General features: G+C 71.0%; 14 protein-coding genes. 9 read left to right on the forward strand and 5 right to left on the reverse strand.

The window, feature by feature from the left end:
* Positions 1–84: 84 nt before the first annotated feature.
* The 4 genes from C6N31_RS01865 (at position 85) to C6N31_RS01880 (ending at position 2,807) form a co-directional block, all read left to right on the forward strand.
* Entirely contained in the window at positions 85–1,674 is a 1,590-nt protein-coding gene (locus C6N31_RS01865; RefSeq protein ID WP_138352184.1) for an acyl-CoA carboxylase subunit beta, read from the forward strand.
* Positions 1,675–1,688: 14 nt separating this feature from the next.
* Complete coding sequence (locus C6N31_RS01870) at positions 1,689–1,892, forward strand: acyl-CoA carboxylase subunit epsilon (RefSeq protein WP_138352274.1); 204 nt, start codon at positions 1,689–1,691, stop codon at positions 1,890–1,892.
* 114 nt (positions 1,893–2,006) lie between these two features.
* Complete coding sequence (mmpB, locus tag C6N31_RS01875; protein WP_187144992.1) at positions 2,007–2,144, forward strand: morphogenic membrane protein MmpB; 138 nt, start codon at positions 2,007–2,009, stop codon at positions 2,142–2,144.
* Positions 2,145–2,204: 60 nt separating this feature from the next.
* Positions 2,205–2,807: a nucleoside triphosphate pyrophosphatase gene (locus C6N31_RS01880; protein WP_138352185.1), complete on the forward strand. Its 603-nt coding sequence runs from the start codon at positions 2,205–2,207 to the stop codon at positions 2,805–2,807.
* A 34-nt stretch (positions 2,808–2,841) separates the two neighbouring features.
* Here the strand turns inward: C6N31_RS01880 and C6N31_RS01885 are convergent, their stop codons facing one another.
* Positions 2,842–3,300 (reverse strand): hypothetical protein, encoded by a 459-nt coding sequence (locus C6N31_RS01885; protein WP_138352186.1) that lies wholly within the window; start codon positions 3,298–3,300, stop codon positions 2,842–2,844.
* A 374-nt stretch (positions 3,301–3,674) separates the two neighbouring features.
* On the opposite strand from C6N31_RS01885, the gene C6N31_RS01890 reads away from it, so the two are divergent.
* Positions 3,675–5,441: an acetyl/propionyl/methylcrotonyl-CoA carboxylase subunit alpha gene (locus C6N31_RS01890; RefSeq protein WP_164294915.1), complete on the forward strand. Its 1,767-nt coding sequence runs from the start codon at positions 3,675–3,677 to the stop codon at positions 5,439–5,441.
* A 73-nt stretch (positions 5,442–5,514) separates the two neighbouring features.
* Here the strand turns inward: C6N31_RS01890 and C6N31_RS01895 are convergent, their stop codons facing one another.
* Positions 5,515–6,942, reverse strand: coding sequence for an MFS transporter (locus tag C6N31_RS01895; RefSeq protein ID WP_198357042.1), 1,428 nt, complete (start codon positions 6,940–6,942; stop codon positions 5,515–5,517).
* Between the two features lie 129 nt (positions 6,943–7,071).
* Between C6N31_RS01895 and C6N31_RS01900 the strand changes: the two genes are divergently transcribed.
* Positions 7,072–7,632, forward strand: coding sequence for a TetR/AcrR family transcriptional regulator (locus C6N31_RS01900; protein ID WP_138352189.1), 561 nt, complete (start codon positions 7,072–7,074; stop codon positions 7,630–7,632).
* A gap of 105 nt (positions 7,633–7,737) precedes the next feature.
* On the opposite strand, the gene C6N31_RS01905 is transcribed toward C6N31_RS01900, so the two are convergent.
* Both C6N31_RS01905 and C6N31_RS01910 read right to left on the reverse strand, forming a co-directional pair.
* Complete coding sequence (locus C6N31_RS01905) at positions 7,738–8,676, reverse strand: DeoR/GlpR family DNA-binding transcription regulator (RefSeq protein ID WP_138352190.1); 939 nt, start codon at positions 8,674–8,676, stop codon at positions 7,738–7,740.
* 174 nt (positions 8,677–8,850) lie between these two features.
* A complete protein-coding gene (locus C6N31_RS01910) occupies positions 8,851–10,359 on the reverse strand; it encodes an NAD(P)H-quinone dehydrogenase (protein ID WP_138352191.1) in 1,509 nt (502 codons plus the stop codon).
* A 63-nt stretch (positions 10,360–10,422) separates the two neighbouring features.
* Between C6N31_RS01910 and C6N31_RS01915 the strand changes: the two genes are divergently transcribed.
* The 3 genes from C6N31_RS01915 (at position 10,423) to C6N31_RS01925 (ending at position 13,631) form a co-directional block, all read left to right on the forward strand.
* Positions 10,423–10,860 (forward strand): gamma-glutamylcyclotransferase family protein, encoded by a 438-nt coding sequence (locus C6N31_RS01915; protein ID WP_138352192.1) that lies wholly within the window; start codon positions 10,423–10,425, stop codon positions 10,858–10,860.
* Positions 10,861–11,007: 147 nt separating this feature from the next.
* On the forward strand, positions 11,008–11,817 hold the full coding sequence (locus tag C6N31_RS01920; RefSeq protein WP_138352193.1) for a purine-nucleoside phosphorylase: 810 nt from the start codon (positions 11,008–11,010) through the stop codon (positions 11,815–11,817).
* A gap of 131 nt (positions 11,818–11,948) precedes the next feature.
* Positions 11,949–13,631: a phospho-sugar mutase gene (locus tag C6N31_RS01925; protein WP_138352194.1), complete on the forward strand. Its 1,683-nt coding sequence runs from the start codon at positions 11,949–11,951 to the stop codon at positions 13,629–13,631.
* Positions 13,632–13,634: 3 nt separating this feature from the next.
* Here the strand turns inward: C6N31_RS01925 and C6N31_RS01930 are convergent, their stop codons facing one another.
* Complete coding sequence (locus C6N31_RS01930; protein ID WP_138352195.1) at positions 13,635–14,450, reverse strand: phosphate ABC transporter ATP-binding protein; 816 nt, start codon at positions 14,448–14,450, stop codon at positions 13,635–13,637.
* Position 14,451 lies beyond the last annotated feature (1 nt).

Raw genomic sequence — 14,451 nt, forward strand, 5'->3', positions numbered from 1 at the left:
GTCGCGCCGTTACGCTACGAAACAGCGTTACTCGCCAGTCAAGTAGGACCCGACAGGACCCACGAGAGCAGGAGAGCCGCCTCCATGGCCGAGCCGGAGCACGACATCCACACCACCGCGGGCAAGCTCGCGGATCTGCGCCGCCGTATGGAGGAGGCGACGCACGCCGGCTCCGCGCGCGCGGTGGAGAAGCAACACGCCAAGGGCAAGCTGACCGCCCGGGAGCGGATCGAACTGCTCCTCGACGAGGACTCGTTCGTCGAGCTGGACGAGCTCGCCCGGCACCGGTCGACCAACTTCGACCTGGAGAAGAACCGCCCCTACGGCGACGGCGTCGTCACGGGCTACGGCACGGTCGAGGGCCGCCCGGTGGCGGTCTTCTCCCAGGACTTCACCGTCTTCGGCGGCGCCCTGGGCGAGGTCTACGGCGAGAAGATCGTCAAGGTCATGGACTGGGCGATGAAGACCGGCTGCCCGGTCATCGGCATCAACGACTCCGGCGGCGCCCGCATCCAGGAGGGTGTGGCCTCGCTCGGCATGTACGGCGAGATCTTCCGCCGCAACACCCACGCCTCCGGTGTGATCCCGCAGATCTCGCTGATCGTGGGCCCCTGCGCGGGCGGCGCGGTGTACTCGCCGGCCATCACGGACTTCGTGGTGATGGTCGACCAGACCTCGCACATGTTCATCACGGGACCCGACGTCATCAAGACCGTGACCGGCGAGGACGTCGCCATGGAGGAGCTGGGCGGCGCCCGCACCCACAACACGACGTCCGGGAACGCGCACCACATGGCGGGTGACGAGAAGGACGCCATCGAGTACGTGAAGGCGCTGCTGTCGTACCTGCCGTCCAACAACCTGGCGGAGGCCCCGGCCTACCCGGTCGAGGCGGACCTGGCGACCAGCGCCGAGGACCTGGAGCTGGACGCGCTGATCCCGGACTCCGCGAACCAGCCGTACGACATGCACAAGGTCATCGAGCACGTGCTGGACGACGGCGAGTTCCTGGAGACGCAGGCGCTGTTCGCGCCGAACATCGTCGCGGGCCTCGGCCGGATCGAGGGCCGGCCGGTCGGCATCATCGCCAACCAGCCGATGCAGTTCGCGGGCTGTCTGGACATCGACGCGTCGGAAAAGGCCGCCCGCTTCGTCCGTACCTGCGACAGTTTCAACATCCCGGTCATCACCTTCGTGGACGTACCCGGCTTCCTGCCCGGCACCGACCAGGAGTGGAACGGCATCATCCGGCGCGGCGCCAAGCTGATCTACGCCTACGCGGAGGCGACGGTCCCGCTGATCACCGTCATCACCCGTAAGGCGTACGGCGGCGCCTACGACGTGATGGGCTCCAAGCACCTGGGCGCCGACCTGAACCTGGCGTGGCCGACCGCGCAGATCGCGGTCATGGGCGCGCAGGGCGCGGTGAACATCCTGCACCGCCGCACGCTGGCCGAGGCGAAGACGCCGGAGGCGGTCGAGGAGCTGCGCCAGCAGCTGATCACCGATTACGAGGACACGCTGCTGAACCCGTACGTGGCCGCCGAGCGCGGTTACATCGACGCGGTGATCATGCCGTCCGAGACCCGCTCGCACCTCGTCAAGGCGCTGCGGACGCTGCGCAACAAGCGCGAGAGCCTGCCGCCGAAGAAGCACGGCAACATCCCCCTGTAAGGAGCCGTCCCGTGGTGATCAAGGTAGAGCGGGGAAATCCGACCCCGGAGGAGCTGGCCGCCGTCGTGGCACTGGTCCAGGCGCGGGCCGCCGCGACGTCGGGCAGCGCCGACGGCCCGCACCCGACGGAGCAGTGGGCCGACCCGGCCCACAACGTGCCCCGCCCTGTCCCCGGCCCGGGTCCCGGCGCGTGGCGCACGTCCTTCTGGCCGCGCTGAACGAGCCGGCCCGGCCGCATCAGCGGAGCAAGCCGAACAAATAGTCATCTCCCGGCCCGCGCTTGAGTACCCGTACTCAGGCGCGGGCCTTTTCCCGGGCGCAACCTGGAAGACATGTTGTGGTCGGACCGCGACCGGCGCGACGAACCGCCGGAGGACATGCGGCAGGTGCAGGCGATGCTGCGGCGCGCGATGCTCGTGATCGCGCTGACCATTCCCCTGCTGATGCTGCTGGTCGGCTGGCACAGCTGACCGTCCGGCAGTGTCCCGCCCCGGCACCGCAGCGGCCGCGGCCCGAATTACGATGGCCCGATGAGCACCCGTCGCCCTCTCGTCCTGGCCTCTGCATCCCCCGCCCGGCTCAACCTGCTGCGGCAGGCCGGACTCGATCCCCGGGTCGTGGTCAGCGGGGTCGACGAGGACGCGCTGACCGCCGCGAACCCGGCGGAGCTGGCGCGGGTGCTGGCCGAGGCGAAGGCCGCGGCGGTAGCGGCCGGCCTGACCGGCGGCGAGCTGGTGATCGGCTGCGACTCCGTACTGGACCTGGACGGCGAGGCGCTGGGCAAGCCGGCGGACGCCGCGGAGGCGACCGCCCGGTGGGTGTCGATGCGCGGCCGCTCCGGCGTACTGCGGACGGGTCACTGCGTCATCGACACCGCGAACGGCAAGCAGGTCTCGGCGACCGCGTCGACCACGGTGCGCTTCGGCTCGCCGGACGACGCCGAGATCGCCGCCTACGTCGCCAGCGGCGAGCCGCTGTACGTCGCGGGCGCGTTCACCCTGGACGGCCGCTCGGCCCCGTTCGTCGACGGGATCGACGGGGACCCGGGCAACGTCATCGGCCTGTCCCTGCCGACGCTGCGGCGGCTGCTGGGCGACCTGGACGTGCGGATCACCGACCTCTGGACGGCGTAGCCGCCGGTTTCCGCCCGCCCCTGCCCGTAACGTCCTAGGCTGCGGCCGGGGCGGTCGGCGGCGGGACCTCGTTGCCGTTGCTCCCGGCGGCGGGTGCGCTGTCCTCGGTGTCGGGGTACAGCAGCAGAGTGCCGACAAGGAGCGCCAGGACGACCATCATGAAGACGAAGGCGGCCCAGCCGACGAGGCCGACCACCAGCGCACCCAGCAGGCCGTGAACGACCGCGCACACGATGAGCAGGATCTGCCCGAACCGGCCGGGCGGGCGGCCACGCAGCGCTACCCGCGCCGGGATGAGGGCACAGCCGATGAGGAAGAGCCCGAACAGAGCACCACCGACCCAGGTGCCGATGGCCATGCCGTCGGAGTCGAGTCCCGCGACGGACATGTTCTGGTTGCGCACGGCGAGGCCGAGCACCACATGGATGAACGCGATGACGAACGCCTCAAGGACGAGCACTACAGCCGTGGTCGCGGCCAGACCTCTGCGCACCTTTCCCCCTTCAACCTGCAACCGTTACCCCGGGTATCACGCATCGCGAACGCTACTAACGGGTACGCCGCGCGGCAAGGTCCATGACCCCACCACCCTTTCGGGGTGGCGGACCAGCAAAGATTCCACCCCCTATTCGTGGAGAACCCACAAAGGATCCGGCATCCTGCCCTTGGTCACTCAGAGAGACATGGGCCACACCAAGGCCCTTGGGGCACCCGGACGAATGGGGTCGTACCGTGGATTTAGCAGGCACTCGGGCGCTCGACCGGCGCTCGAATCACCCTCCGTGTGGGCAAGCTCACCTGTAGGGGTGACTCGGCATGAAGTGTCGTCAGTAACTAAACTCGGCTTGTTTCAAGGAGGGAGCCATCGTGCGCAAGGTGCTCATCGCCAACCGCGGTGAAATTGCAGTCCGCGTCGCCCGCGCCTGCCGGGATGCCGGGATCGCCAGCGTAGCCATCTACGCAGACCCGGATCGGGACGCGCTGCATGTCCGCGCGGCCGACGAGGCCTACGCGTTGGGCGGTGACACGCCGGCGTCCAGCTATCTGGACTACGCCAAGGTGCTGGCCGCCGCAGCCGAATCAGGGGCGGACGCGATCCACCCCGGATACGGATTCCTGTCCGAGAACGCCGAGTTCGCCCAGGCGGTGCTGGACGCCGGGCTGACCTGGATCGGCCCGCCGCCGCAGGCGATCCGCGATCTCGGTGACAAGGTGGCGGCGCGTCATATCGCGCTGCGTGCCGGTGCCCCGCTCGTCGCGGGCACCCCGGACCCGGTCTCGGGTCCTGACGAGGTCGTCGCGTTCGCCCAGCAGCACGGCCTGCCGGTCGCCATCAAGGCCGCCTTCGGCGGTGGTGGGCGCGGTCTGAAGGTCGCGCGCACCATCGAGGAGATCCCGGAGCTGTTCGACTCAGCGGTCCGCGAGGCGGTCGCCGCCTTCGGTCGCGGCGAGTGCTTCGTCGAGCGCTACCTGGACCGCCCGCGGCACGTCGAGACGCAGTGCCTGGCCGACAGCCACGGCAACGTCGTGGTCGTCTCCACCCGTGACTGCTCGCTGCAGCGCCGCCACCAGAAGCTGGTGGAGGAGGCTCCGGCGCCGTTCCTGACCGATGAGCAGAACGCCGAGCTGTACCGGGCGTCCAAGGCCATCCTCAAGGAGGCCGGCTACATCGGCGCGGGCACCGTGGAGTTCCTGGTGGCCGTGGACGGCACGATCTCCTTCCTGGAGGTCAACACCCGTCTGCAGGTCGAGCACCCGGTCACCGAGGAGGTCTCCGGTATCGACCTGGTCCGGGAGATGTTCCGGATCGCGGACGGCGAGGAGCTCGGCTACGGCGACCCGGTACTGCGGGGTCACTCGATCGAGTTCCGTATCAACGGCGAGGACCCGGGCCGCGGCTTCCTGCCCGCCCCCGGCACCGTCACCACCTTCCAGCCCCCGTCGGGCCCCGGTGTGCGGCTGGACGCGGGCGTCGAGTCCGGCTCGGTCATCGGCCCGGCCTGGGACTCGCTGCTCGCCAAGCTGATCGTGACCGGCGCGACGCGGCAGCAGGCGCTGCAGCGTGCGGCCCGTGCGCTGGCGGAGTTCCGCGTCGAGGGCATGGCCACGGCCATCCCGTTCCACCGCGCGGTCGTGGCCGACCCGGCGTTCGCCCCCGAGCTGGGCGGATCCACCGAGCCGTTCACCGTCCACACCCGGTGGATCGAGACGGAGTTCCAGAACACCATCACGGCGTTCGCGCCGGTCGGTGGCGAGGACGACGAGGCCCCGGCCCGCGAGACGGTGGTCGTCGAGGTCGGCGGCAAGCGCCTGGAGGTCTCCCTCCCGGCGTCGCTCGGTGTCGCGTCCATGCCGGTGGGCCTGAACAAGAAGGCGCCGCGCCGCGCCACCACCAAGAAGGCCGGTTCGGCCGCTTCCGGTGACTCCCTGGCATCCCCGATGCAGGGCACCATCGTCAAGGTCGCGGTCGAGGAGGGCCAGGAGGTCAACGAGGGCGACCTCGTCGTCGTCCTGGAGGCCATGAAGATGGAGCAGCCGCTCAACGCGCACCGCTCCGGCACCATCAAGGGCCTGACGGCCGAGGTCGGCTCCTCGGTCACCTCGGGCGCGCTGATCTGCGAGATCAAGGACTGATCTCCGGTCGGGTGAACTGACGATGCCGGGCGGGCCCGATCGGGCCCGCCCGGCATTTCGCTGTCCCGCACCCTCAGCGTTTCGAGGGCGCCCGTACGGCCAGGACGAGCAACAGCGCCAGGCCGGTGAAGACGGCGGCCGCCGCGAAGGCCGCGGTGGCGCCCGCCGTGAAGACCTCCCCCGCGCCCCCGCCGGCGTGCCGGGCCGCGGTGCCGAAGACGGTGACGAGGATCGACAGGCCCAGGCTGCCGCCGATCTGTTGCATCGTCTGCAGCAGTCCGGACGCCGAACCGGCGTCACGCGGCTGGACGCCCGTCAGGATGAGGGTGTTGAGCGGCATCATCGTGAAGCCGACACCCACCCCGATGAGGGCCAGCGGCCCGAGCAGCGCGCCAACGTAGCCGGTGCCCGCGTCGAGCTGCGAGAGCCACAGCGTCCCGCTGAGCGAGAGCAGGGCGCCGGCCGACGCGACGCGCTTGGCGCCGAAGCGGGCCAGTGCGCGCGGGGCGGTGCGGGCGGCCACGAAGAGCGGGGCCGCCAGCGGGAGGAAGGCGAAGCCGGTGCGCAGCGGGCTGTACCCCAGTACGCCCTGCAGGAACTGGGTGGAGAAGTAGAAGACCCCGAACATGCCCGCCGGAATGAGCAGCATGCAGCCGTAGGCGAGGGCCCGGTTGCGGTCCGCGAACAGCCGCAGCACGACCAGCGGGCGCTCGGCCCGTACCTCGTTGAGCAGGAACGCGGCGAGCAGCGCGGCCGCCGCGGCGAAGGTGGTCAGCGCCCGGGTGTCGCTCCAGCCCTGGTCGGCGACGCGGATGAACGCGTAGACGAGCGAGGCCATGCCGAGGGTGCCGGTGAGCGCCCCGGCGACGTCGAACCGGCCGCCGGGGTGGCGGGCCGTCTCGGCGACATAGCGCGGGGCCAGCGCGGCGATGGCGAGCCCGACGGGGATGTTGATGAAGAACACCCAGCGCCAGGAGCCCCATTCGGTGAGCATCCCGCCGACGATCAGGCCGACGGCGGAGCCGGCGCCCGAGATCGCGGAGAACACGCTCAGCGCACGGTTGCGCTCGGTGCCCTCGGTGAAGGTGGTGGTCAGCAGGGCAAGCGTGCTGGGCGCGGCCAGTGCGGCGGCGGCGCCCTGGGCGCCGCGGGAGACGAGCAGCAGCGTCGCGTCGGTGGCGAATCCCCCGGCCACCGAGGCGGCGGTGAAGGCCAGCACCCCGATGATCAGGGCGCGGCGGCGGCCGATGAGGTCGCCGATCCGGCTGCCGAGCAGCAGCAGGCCGCCGAACGTGAGGATGTAGACGTTCAGGATCCAGGACATGCCGGTGGAGGAGAAGCCCAGGTCGGCGCCTATGCCCGGCAGGGCGACGTTCACCACGGTCGCATCCAGCAGCAGCATCAGCTGGGTGCCGACGATGGCGGAGAGAGCGAGTAACGGGTGGTGCCGCCGGGTCGGGGCGGGGGCGGCGACCGGAGCCGTGCTCAAGGATGTGGACATGATGAGTAGACCTCCAGAGAGGCAGAAGCGGAGGGTGCCTCCGCAAACTATACGGAGGACGCCTCCGGTTCTACAATGCCATTCTGGGATCCTGGAATTCCGGGATCGGACCTTGGGAGGCAGGTGGCGATGCGGGCAGACGCGCAGCGCAACTACGACCGGTTGCTGGCCGAGGCCCGACAGGCCTTCATCGTGCACGGCACCGACGCGTCGCTGGAGGACATCGCACGCCACGCGGGCGTCGGCATCGGCACCCTCTACCGGCACTTCCCCGACCGCTACGCGCTGATGAACGCGGTCTTCGAGCAGGAGGTCGAGCTGCTGACCGTGCGCGCGGACGAACTGCTGACGGCGGACTCACCGACCGACGCACTCGTCCGGTGGCTGCGGATGGTCGCCGTCCACTCCACCATGTACCGCGGGCTGGCGGCGGCCATCATGGCCGCGGGCGACGCGAAGATGACCGCGTGCAAGGCACCGCTGCGCGCGGCGGGCGGGGCACTGCTGGAGCGCGCCCAGCGGGCCGGTGAGGTACGTGCGGACGCGACCATCGCCGACCTGCTCAAGCTGACGAACGCCATCGTGCTGGTGGCCGAGAAGGACCCGGAGCGCCAGGCGATCTTCGACCGGCTGATGGACCTGACCCTGCACGGCCTGCGCGCCCCGGCAGGAGTCACCGCGCAGGCGTGATGCCGGAGCTCCCGTGACCAGGCCTTTCCCAACCCCCAGGCCGTTCCGCGACCCGGGCCTGCCACGGCCCGGGCCCAGTCCGTCGGATCCCTTCCCGCGGCGTCCCTAACGGCGCCGCAGGTCGGCGATCCTGGCTGCCTGCTGGTCGGCCGCGATCGGCGCCGCACTGCGCAGCGGCGGCTGTCCCGGGTGCGGGTGCCTCCGGGGCGCGGGCATCGGCATCTCGCGGCGCGGCCGGCCGGCCGCGATGGCGTCGGCCCCCATCAGGGACGCGACGGCGACCTGCACTCCACGGTCCGCGAGGGCCTGGAGCTCGGTCGCGCTGCGGTCGTCACCGGGCGGCGGTTCGTCCGTCACCAGATGCGTGATCAGATCCGTGGGCACGGTCTGGAACATGGTGTCCGCGCCCAGTTTCGTGTGGTCGGCCAGCACGACGACCTCCGCCGCCGCCTGCACCAGCGCCCGGTCCACGCTCGCGGAGAGCATGTTGGACGTCGACAGACCGCGTTCCGCGGTCAGTCCGGCGCCGGACAGGAAGGCCCGCGACACCCGCAGTCCCTGGAGGGACTGTTCGGCGCCGCTGCCGACCAGGCCGTAGTTGGAGCCGCGCAGAGTGCCGCCGGTCATGACGACCTCGACCCGGTTCGCGTGTGCCAGCGCCTGCGCCACCAGCAGGGAGTTGGTGACGACGGTCAGTCCCGGGATCCGCGCGAGCCGGCGGGCCAGCTCCTGCGTGGTGGTCCCGGCGCCGACCACGATGGCCTCGCCCTCTTCGACGAGACTCGCCGCGAGATCGGCGATGGCCGTCTTCTCCGCGGTCGCTAGATGGGATTTCTGCGGAAAACCGGACTCCCTGGTGAAGCCACCCGGCAGAACCGCACCGCCATGCCGGCGGTCGAGCAGTCCTTCGGCCTCCAGAGCGCGCACGTCCCGCCGTACGGTCACTTCGGAGGTCTGGACGACACGGGCGAGCTCACGGAGCGAAACCGCTCCGTTGGCCCGCACCATTTCGAGGATCAATTGGCGACGTTCTGCAGCGAACACGGAACTGACAGTAACGCCAACGACCGTCTGCTTTCAGCACTTTGCGCCACTTAACCGAAGTCGTGCACAAAAGAGACCATCGGGTGGTAGAGCCTTTACGGCTCCACCACCCGGTTACCGTCCGGTCATCTCCCGGCCGCGACCGACGCCCGCGAGCGGCGGCCAGGCCGTGGCCTAGAGCTCGCTCGCGGTCTTGCGGGTGTGCAGCTGGCGCGCCACCTCGGCGATCGAGCCCGACAGGGACGGGTACACGGTGAACGCGTTCGCGATCTGCTCGACGGTCAGGTTGTTGTCGACCGCGATCGAGATCGGGTGGATCAGCTCACTGGCCCGCGGCGACACGACGACACCCCCGACGACGATCCCGGTGCCGGGGCGGCAGAACAGCTTCACGAAGCCGTCCCTGATGCCCTGCATCTTCGCGCGCGGGTTCCGCAGCAGCGGCAGCTTGACGCAGCGGGCGTCGATCCGGCCGCTGTCGACGTCAGCCTGGGTGTAGCCGACGGTGGCGATCTCCGGGTCGGTGAAGACGTTCGAGGAGACCGTCTTGAGGTTGAGCGGCGCGACCGCGTCGCCCAGGAAGTGGTACATCGCGATCCGGCCCTGCATGGCGGCGACCGAGGCGAGGGCGAAGACGCCGGTGACGTCACCGGCCGCGTACACGCCGGGCGCCGAGGTGCGGGAGACCTTGTCGGTCCAGATGTGGCCGGAGTCCTTGAGCTTGACGCCCGCCTCCTCCAGACCCATTCCGGTGGTGTTCGGGATGGCGCCCACCGCCATCAGGCAGTGCGAGCCGGTGATGACCCGGCCGTCCGCCAGGGTGACCTCCACCCGGTCGCCGACCCGTCCCTCCTCGCCCGCCTTCGGCGAGGAGGGTCCCTGTGTCGTAGCAGGTCCGGGAACACGCTTGGCGCTCGTGGCGCGGGAGCGCGCCATCACGTTCATGCCGCGGCGCCGGAAGACGTCCTCCAGCACGGCGGCGGCGTCCGGGTCCTCGCCCGGCAGCACGCGGTCGCGCGAAGAGACAAGCGTCACCTTCGAGCCGAGCGCCTGGTACGCGCCGGCGAACTCCGCGCCGGTCACACCGGAGCCCACCACGATGAGCTCCTCGGGGAGCTCGTCGAGGTCGTAGACCTGCGTCCAGTTCAGGATCCGCTCGCCGTCCGGCAGTGCGTCCGCCAGCTCGCGCGGGCGGGCGCCGGTCGCGATGAGCACCGCGTCGGCCGTCAGCGTCTCCGACGTGCCGTCCGCCGCCTCGACGACGACACACCGGGTGCCACCTGCGGTCTGGCAGCCCTCCAGTCGGCCGCGACCGCGCATCACCCGTGCGCCCGCACGGGTGACGGAGGCGGTGATGTCGTGCGACTGGGCGAGCGCCAGCCGCTTCACCCGCCGGTTCACCTTGCCCAGGTCCACGCCCACCACACGCGCCGCCTGCTCCAGCGGCGGGGTGTCGTCCGCGACGATGATGCCCAGCTCTTCGTACGAGGAGTCGAAGGTGGTCATCACCTCGGCGGTGGCAATCAAAGTCTTCGACGGGACGCAGTCGGTGAGTACCGACGCCCCGCCCAGACCGTCGCAGTCGACGACGGTCACCTCCGCGCCGAGCTGCGAGGCAACGAGCGCTGCCTCATATCCGCCGGGTCCGCCGCCAATGATCACGATCCGAGTCACGTACCCCATTGTCCCGCACGCGCCAAGCGTTCACTTACAGGGGGCTCACCTCCCTCCCGTACTCTCGTCCTCATGTCGCTCTACGCCGCCTACGCAGGCAACCTCGACGCGCGGCTCATGACCCGCCGCGCCCCCCACTCCCCGTTGCGCGGGACCGGCTGGCTGGACGGCTGGCGGCTCACCTTCGGCGGTGAGCAGATGGGCTGGGAAGGTGCCCTGGCGACCCTGGTGGAGGACCCGCTGCGGCAGGTCTTCGTGGGGCTGTACGACATCGCGCCGATCGACGAGGAGTCGATGGACCGCTGGGAGGGCGTACCGCTCAGCATCTACCGGCGTACGACCGTGCGGGTGCACACGCTGGACGGCGAGGTCGCCGCCTGGACGTATGTGCTGAACGACTACGAGGGCGGCCTGCCGAACGCCCGCTACCTCGGTGAGATCGCGGACGCCGCGGAATCGTGCGGCGCGCCCCACGACTACGTGATGGAGCTGCGCAAGCGCCCCTGCTGAACCGCCGGCACCAGGGCCCGTCACCCGTCCCGGCGGTGTCCTAACCTCCCGCCGGCACGGTCGTCAATCAGCGGATCATCCGAAATCCCGGGGACGCTCCGCTGGGACGTCTACGCGCGTAGGCCGGAACCGGATACCCTCGTGCGCGTGAACGCTTCTGTTAACCCCGACCCGTACGGCGCCGCCGATGCCGCCGCCGCCCGCCTGCGCGAGCTCACCGGCGCCGAGACCCATGACGTCGCCCTCGTCATGGGCTCGGGCTGGGTCCCCGCCGCCGACCAGCTCGGCACCGCCGACGCCGAATTCCCGATCACCGAGCTCCCCGGCTTCCCGCCCCCCGCAGTGGCCGGCCACTCGGGCAAGGTCCGCTCGGTCACGATCGGCGGCGTCCGCGCCCTGGTCTTCCTCGGCCGCAACCACCTCTACGAGGGCCGCGGTGTCGCCACCGTCGTGCACGGTGTCCGCACCGCCGTCGCCGCGGGCTGCAAGACCGTCGTCCTCACCAACGGCTGCGGCGGGCTGCGCCCGCACTTCCGCCCCGGCCAGCCGGTCCTGATCAGCGACCACATCAACATGACGGCGACCTCGCCGATCGTGGGCGCCAACTTCGTGGACCTCACCGACCTGTACTCCCCGCGGCTGCGCGCGCTGTGCAAGGAGGTGGACCCCACCCTGGAGGAGGGCGTCTACGTCCAGCTGCCCGGCCCGCACTACGAGACCCCGGCGGAGATCGGCATGGTCCGCGCCATCGGCGGTGACCTCGTCGGCATGTCCACCACGCTGGAGGCCATCGCCGCCCGCGAGGCCGGCGCCGAGGTGCTCGGCATCTCCCTCGTCACCAACCTGGCGGCGGGCATGACCGGCGCGCCGCTCAACCACGAAGAGGTCCTCGAGGCCGGCCGCGAGTCCGCCACGCGGATGGGCAGCCTGCTGGGCCAGGTCCTCGGCCGCCTCTAGGTCGTGCCGGCCCGAACGGGTCGATGCCCCTGACCGCCGGGCAGGCTTGCACCACAGGCCTGCCCGGCGGCACCTCCCGGACCCCGTCCGCGGCAGCATCCGTACGCACCTCCCCCCGATCAGGAGCTCTTATGGGAACCGACAGGATTCAGCTCACGCACGCCGCGCGCACCTGGCTCGGCGAGGACCCGGACCCGGACACCCGGGCGGAGCTGGAGGCGCTCCTGACGGCGGTGGAGGCCGGTGACGAGGCAGCTGCGGCCGGACTGGAGGAGCGGTTCTCCGGGACGCTCCAGTTCGGCACGGCCGGGCTGCGCGGCGAGGTCGGGGCCGGCCCGATGCGGATGAACCGTTCGGTGGTGATCCGGGCGGCCGCGGGCCTCGCCGGCTATCTGAAGGCGCAGGGGCAGACCGGCGGCCTCGTCGTCATCGGCTACGACGCGCGCCACAAGTCGTACGACTTCGCGCGCGACACGGCGGCCGTGATGACCGGCGCGGGCCTGCGGGCGGCGCTGCTGCCCCGCCCGCTGCCCACGCCCGTCCTGGCCTTCGCCATAAGGCACCTCGGCTCGGTGGCCGGCGTCATGGTGACCGCGAGCCACAACCCGCCGCAGGACAACGGCTACAAGGTCTACCTCGGCGACGGCTCCCAGATCGTGCCGCCCGCCGACGCGGAGATCGCCGACCAGATCGCGGCGGTCGGGTCGCTCGCCGACGTACCGCTGGCCGCGGACGGCTGGGAGGTCCTCGGTGACGACGTCATCGACGCGTACCTGACCCGGGCGGCCGGCGTCGTGGCACCGGGCGGACCGCGTGACGTGTCCGTCGTCTACACACCGCTGCACGGCGTGGGCCGCGAGGTCCTGATGGCGGCCTTCGCGCGCGCCGGCTTCCCTGCGCCGACCCCGGTCACCGAGCAGGCGGAGCCCGACCCGGACTTCCCGACCGTGGCCTTCCCCAACCCGGAGGAGCCGGGGGCGATGGACCTGTCCTTCAAGGCCGCGCAGTCCCTCGGCCCGGACATCGTCATCGCCAACGACCCGGACGCCGACCGGTGCGCCGTCGCCGTCCCCGACCGCTCCTCGGCGTCCGGCTGGCGGATGCTGCGCGGCGACGAGGTCGGCGCACTGCTCGCCATCCACCTGGTGAACAAGCACGCGACGGGCACCTTCGCCGCCTCCATCGTGTCGTCCTCGCTGCTCTCCAAGATCGCCGCCGCGGCCGGCGTGCCCTACGAGGACACCCTCACCGGCTTCAAGTGGATCGCCCGCGTCGACGGCCTGCGCTACGGCTACGAGGAGGCGCTCGGCTACTGCGTCGACCCCGGCGGCGTGCGCGACAAGGACGGCATCACCGCCGCCCTGCTCATCGCCGAGCTGGCCGCGTCCCTCAAGGAACACGGCCGCACCCTCGACGACCTCCTGGACGACCTGGCCCTCGACCACGGCCTGCACGCCACCGACCAGCTCTCCGCGCGCGTCGCCGACCTCTCCCTCATCGCGGACGCCATGACGCGGCTGCGCGAGAAGCCCCCGACGGTCCTCGCGGGCCTCACCGTCGCCACCGCCGAGGACCTCGCCGAGGGCAGCGAGCAGCTCCCGCCCACCGACGGCCTCCGCTACACCCTGGCCGGCGACACGGCCTCCGGTGTCGGGTCGGCACGGGTGATCGTGCGCCCGAGCGGCACCGAGCCCAAGATCAAGTGCTACCTCGAGGTCGTCGTCCCCGTCACCACCCTCACCGCGGCCCGCACCACCGCGGACACGGTCCTGGCCGCCCTCAAGAAGGACCTGGCGGCGGCCGCCGGCATCTGAGGGTCAGCCGAAGCGGCCGTTGACGTAGTCGGTGGTGCGCGGGTCCTGCGGGTCGCTGAACATGGCGTCCGTCGGACCGTGCTCCACGATGACTCCCGGCGTGCCCTGCTCGGCGAGGAAGAACGCGCAGGAGTCCGACACCCGCGCGGCCTGCTGCATGTTGTGGGTGACGATCACGATGGTGACCTCGGACGAGAGGTCCGCGATCGTCTCCTCGATGCGGCGGGTCGACGTGGGGTCGAGCGCCGAGCACGGCTCGTCCATCAACAGCACCCGCGGCCGCACCGCCAACGACCGCGCGATGCACAACCGCTGCTGCTGCCCCCCGGACAGCGCGCCACCGGGCTGCCGCAGCCGGTCCTTGACCTCGTTCCAGAGCCCGGCCCGCGTCAGACACTCCTCGACCAGATCGTCCCGCCCGGCCCGGGTGGACTTGATCCCGCCGAGCTTCAGCCCGGCGAGCACGTTGTCGTAGAGCGACATCGCGGGAAACGGGTTCGGCTTCTGGAACACCATCCCGATCTGCCGGCGAGCACTGGTGATGCGGCGCCCCCGGTCGTAGATGTCCTCCCCGTCGAGCAGCACCTGCCCGGCGAGCGAGGCGGACCCGATCAGCTCGTGCATCCGGTTCAGCACCCGCAGGAACGTCGACTTGCCACAGCCGGAGGGCCCGATGAGGGCGGTGACCTGGCGCGCGGGCATGGTCAGCGAGACCCGGTCCAGGACCTTGTGATCGCCGAACCAGGCGGAAACAGCATCGGCCCGCAGCGTGGCGGCGCCCGTCTCGCTGAGAACCGGAAGTACCTCGGTATCGGTCATG

The organism is Streptomyces fildesensis, from assembly GCF_016107395.1.
GTDB classification, from domain to species: domain Bacteria; phylum Actinomycetota; class Actinomycetes; order Streptomycetales; family Streptomycetaceae; genus Actinacidiphila; species Actinacidiphila fildesensis.

Coding starts and splice junctions, on each gene's coding strand:
- C6N31_RS01925 (WP_138352194.1), top strand. CDS start 11,949: ATGGGAACCGACAGGATTCAGCTCACGCACGCCGCGCGCACCTGGCTC.
- C6N31_RS01900 (WP_138352189.1), top strand. CDS start 7,072: ATGCGGGCAGACGCGCAGCGCAACTACGACCGGTTGCTGGCCGAGGCC.
- C6N31_RS01865 (WP_138352184.1), top strand. CDS start 85: ATGGCCGAGCCGGAGCACGACATCCACACCACCGCGGGCAAGCTCGCG.
- C6N31_RS01880 (WP_138352185.1), top strand. CDS start 2,205: ATGAGCACCCGTCGCCCTCTCGTCCTGGCCTCTGCATCCCCCGCCCGG.
- C6N31_RS01895 (WP_198357042.1), bottom strand. CDS start 6,942: ATGTCCACATCCTTGAGCACGGCTCCGGTCGCCGCCCCCGCCCCGACC.
- C6N31_RS01910 (WP_138352191.1), bottom strand. CDS start 10,359: ATGGGGTACGTGACTCGGATCGTGATCATTGGCGGCGGACCCGGCGGA.
- mmpB (WP_187144992.1), top strand. CDS start 2,007: ATGTTGTGGTCGGACCGCGACCGGCGCGACGAACCGCCGGAGGACATG.
- C6N31_RS01930 (WP_138352195.1), bottom strand. CDS start 14,450: ATGACCGATACCGAGGTACTTCCGGTTCTCAGCGAGACGGGCGCCGCC.
- C6N31_RS01915 (WP_138352192.1), top strand. CDS start 10,423: ATGTCGCTCTACGCCGCCTACGCAGGCAACCTCGACGCGCGGCTCATG.